At 61.9% G+C, this 3,801-nt stretch carries 3 protein-coding genes; all 3 read right to left on the reverse strand.

The window, feature by feature from the left end:
* Positions 1-105 precede the first annotated feature (105 nt).
* Positions 106-1,686 carry a glutamine-hydrolyzing GMP synthase gene (guaA, locus tag ACFFAR_RS27385; protein ID WP_062169810.1) on the reverse strand — a complete coding sequence of 527 codons (1,581 nt, stop codon included), beginning with the start codon at positions 1,684-1,686 and terminating at the stop codon, positions 106-108.
* 166 nt (positions 1,687-1,852) lie between these two features.
* Positions 1,853-2,650, reverse strand: coding sequence for a hypothetical protein (locus ACFFAR_RS27390; RefSeq protein ID WP_174365229.1), 798 nt, complete (start codon positions 2,648-2,650; stop codon positions 1,853-1,855).
* A gap of 2 nt (positions 2,651-2,652) precedes the next feature.
* Positions 2,653-3,801 (reverse strand): IMP dehydrogenase (locus ACFFAR_RS27395; RefSeq protein ID WP_375508835.1); only part of this gene is annotated, 1,149 nt, incomplete at its 5' end.

Here is a 3,801-nt window from a genome sequence, read left to right on the forward strand (position 1 = left end):
GGCGTCGCGCGTTATAGCCAAACGATAGACTAAAGCTGCAGCCTAACTTCTACAGGTGTCCATTCCACTTTATGGCGAAAGAGATGCTGCTGAAAACTTCGAAGCTCACTCCCACTCAATCGTCGCCGGCGGCTTCCCCGAAATATCATAAACAACGCGATTGATCCCGCGAACCTCATTGATGATCCGGTTCGAAACATGCCCGAGCAGCTCATGAGGCAGATGCGCCCATTGCGCGGTCATGAAGTCCAGCGTCTGCACGGCGCGCAAGGCGACCACATACTCATAGGTGCGCCCATCGCCCATTACGCCGACGCTTTTCACCGGCAAAAACACCGCGAAAGCCTGGCTCGTCAGCTCATACCATGACTTGCCCGATTCCTTATCAAACGTATTCCTCAACGTTTCGATAAAAATCGCATCTGCGTGACGCAACAGATCCGCGAACTCGCGCTTCACTTCGCCAAGGATCCGCACACCCAGCCCCGGACCCGGGAACGGATGCCGATAAACCATCGCCGGCGGCAGTCCAAGCTTCACGCCCAGCTCGCGCACCTCATCCTTGAACAACTCGCGCAACGGCTCCAGCAGCTTCAGGTTCAACGTCTCCGGCAAACCACCCACGTTGTGATGGCTCTTGATGGTGTGACCCTTCTTGCCCTTGCCCGCCGACTCGATCACGTCGGGATAAATCGTCCCCTGCGCGAGCCACTTTGCATCTTTCAGCTTGTTTGCTTCCGTCTGGAACACTTCCACGAACTCAGCACCAATGATCTTCCGCTTCGCTTCGGGATCGTTGACACCGGCAAGCTTCGACAAGAACACTTCGCTGGCATCGACGTGAATCACCTTCACGCCAAGGTGATCGGCGAACGTCGTCATGACCTGCTCGGCCTCGTTCAACCGCAACAAGCCGTGATCGACGAACACGCACGTCAGTTGCGCGCCAATCGCGCGATGCAACAGCGCCGCGGCCACCGACGAATCCACGCCGCCCGACAACCCGAGGATCACGTGTTCGTCGCCGACCTGGGCGCGGATCTTCTCGACGGCTTCATCGATGTAATGACCCATCTCCCAATCCGGCCGCGCTGCGCACAGTTCCAGCACGAAGCGATCGAGCATCGCGCGGCCCTGCACTGTATGCGTGACTTCGGGATGCCACTGCAGGCCGTAGAAATGGCGCTCGTCGTCGGCCATGGCGGCGATCGGGCAAGCCGGCGTCGATGCCATCAGCTTGAATCCCAAAGGCATGTCGGCCACCTTGTCGCCGTGGCTCATCCACACTTTGAGCATGCCGTGACCTTCGGCCGTCTGGAAATCTTCGATGCCGTTCAGGAAACTCGTATGGTTATGCGCGCGCACTTCCGCATAGCCGAATTCGCGCACATTGCCGAGTTCGACCTTGCCGCCAAGCTGTTCGGCCATGGTCTGCATGCCGTAGCAAATGCCCAAGACCGGTACACCGAGATCGAAGACGACTTGCGGCGCGCGCGGCGAATTCAGCTCGGTCACAGAGTTGGGTCCACCCGACAAGATGATGCCCTTCGGCGCGAACTCGCGAATGAACGCTTCATCGACGTCGTACGGATGGATCTCCGAATACACGTGCGATTCGCGGATGCGCCGCGCGATCAGTTGGGTGACTTGGGAGCCGAAATCGAGAATCAGGATCTTGTCGTGCATGGCAGCGGCCAGAAGGCGAGTGAGCGGAAACGGTTGGCAAAACAGAAACGCGAAGCGGCGGGAACGGTGTCCCGCGCGTCGCGTCGCGCAGAAATATCAACGGCCGGCGTCTGACGCCGCTCGTCTTTGGAAACATTTGGAGCGGCACAGTTGCCGCTCACGACGTTCAATGCGGATCGCGGCGAATCGTGGCGCCCGTCACCGGATCGATGGTTTGTCCGGTCACCGGGTCGATTGCCCGGCCGGTCTCGGGATCGATCTTGTGACCGCTGCTTACCGGCTCGAACGCGCGGCCGGTCACAGGATCGAGAGAACGGCCCGTGGCTGGATCGATGGCATGTCCCGTGGCCGGATCAAACGCTGCATTCGCCGCAGGCCGGGCTGAATTAGACGGCCGCACCGCTTCACCCACGACAGGCTCCGTGTCCCAGCGCGGGTTTGCCGGCGCAACGGGGTCGGACGTCATGGGCGGCCGCACGGGCGTGCCCGCAGCACGCTCTTCAGCACGCGTCTTCGCTGCCTGCTTCTCGGCACGCTCGGCAGCAGCCGCACCGGCAATCGCCGCGCGTTCACGCCGCCGCACGGCGCCGGAGAGCCGGACGCTGCCGAGCCCCAGTATCAGCAACGCGGCGCCGATCAGCGCACCGAGCAACTGCCCGAAGCCGGTCACTTCCGACATCCGCAGCCCGAGCCAGACAATCAGGATCAGGCCCGACAACCACTCCACATGCCCTGAAACTTTCGCCGCGGTCGCAGTGAGAGCGCCATCGATGGCCGCGTGAAACCCGAGCCACGCAAACCCGATCAGCGCCACACCCAGCAACTGGCCGATCAAAGGCGGCTGCACGCGCACGAGATGCATCGATTCCCACAAGGATCCCCAGGGGCTCAGCAAAAACAGCACGCCAAACGCGAGGAAGATCAGTGCATTGACGACAAGTACAACGCGCAGCAGCGGTTTCATGGTCAGTCCACGTGGTAGTTGGGGGCTTCCTTCGTGATCTGGACGTCGTGCACGTGCGACTCGCGCATGCCGGCGCCCGTGATCTGGACAAACTCGGCCTTGTCGTGCATTTCGCCGATATTGCGGCAACCGCAATATCCCATGCTCGCCCGCACGCCGCCAATGACCTGAAACAGGATCGCATTGACCGAGCCCTTATAGGCGACCCGCCCTTCGATCCCTTCCGGCACCAGCTTGTCGATGTTCGCCGAGTTGTCCTGGAAGTAGCGATCCGCCGCGCCGTCCTTCATCGCGCCGACCGAACCCATGCCGCGATACGCCTTGTACTGGCGACCCTGGAACAGGAACACGTCGCCCGGGGACTCTTCCGTGCCGGCCAGCATGCTGCCCATCATCACGGCGTCCGCGCCGGCGGCAAGCGCCTTGCTGACATCGCCGGAAAAACGCACACCGCCGTCCGAAATCACCGGCACGCCCGAACCGCGCAATGCATCCGAAACATTCGCCACCGCCGTGATCTGCGGCACGCCGACGCCGGCGACGATCCGCGTGGTGCAGATCGAACCCGGGCCGATACCCACCTTCACGCCGTCCGCGCCGTATTCCACGAGCGCCTTGGCCGCCGCGGCCGTGGCGATATTCCCGCCAATCACTTCAATGTGCGGATAGTTCTGCTTCACCCAGCGCACGCGTTCGAGCACGCCCTGGCTATGGCCGTGCGCCGTGTCGACTACGATCACGTCCACGCCCGCCGCCGACAGCAGATCCACGCGTTCTTCGTTTTCCGGACCGACACCGACTGCCGCGCCGGCGCGCAGCTTGCCGTGTTCGTCTTTACAGGCGTCCGGGTGTTCGGTTTGCTTGGTGATGTCCTTGACCGTCATCAGGCCGCGCAATTCAAACGCGTCGTTGACGACCAGCACCCGCTCCAGCCGATGGCTGTGCATCAGCGCCTTGGCTTCTGCGAGCGGCGTGCCTTCCTTGACCGTCACGAGCCGCTCGCGCGGCGTCATGATCTTGCGCACTTCGTCGTCGAGACGTTCTTCGAAGCGCAAATCCCGGTTTGTCACAATACCGATCAACTGCGGCCCTTCGACCACCGGGAAACCGGAAATGCCGTGCTGTTGCGTCAAGGCGATCACATCGCGCAC

It is taken from the genome of uncultured Caballeronia sp., assembly GCF_964243625.1.
Taxonomy (GTDB): Bacteria; Pseudomonadota; Gammaproteobacteria; order Burkholderiales; family Burkholderiaceae; genus Caballeronia.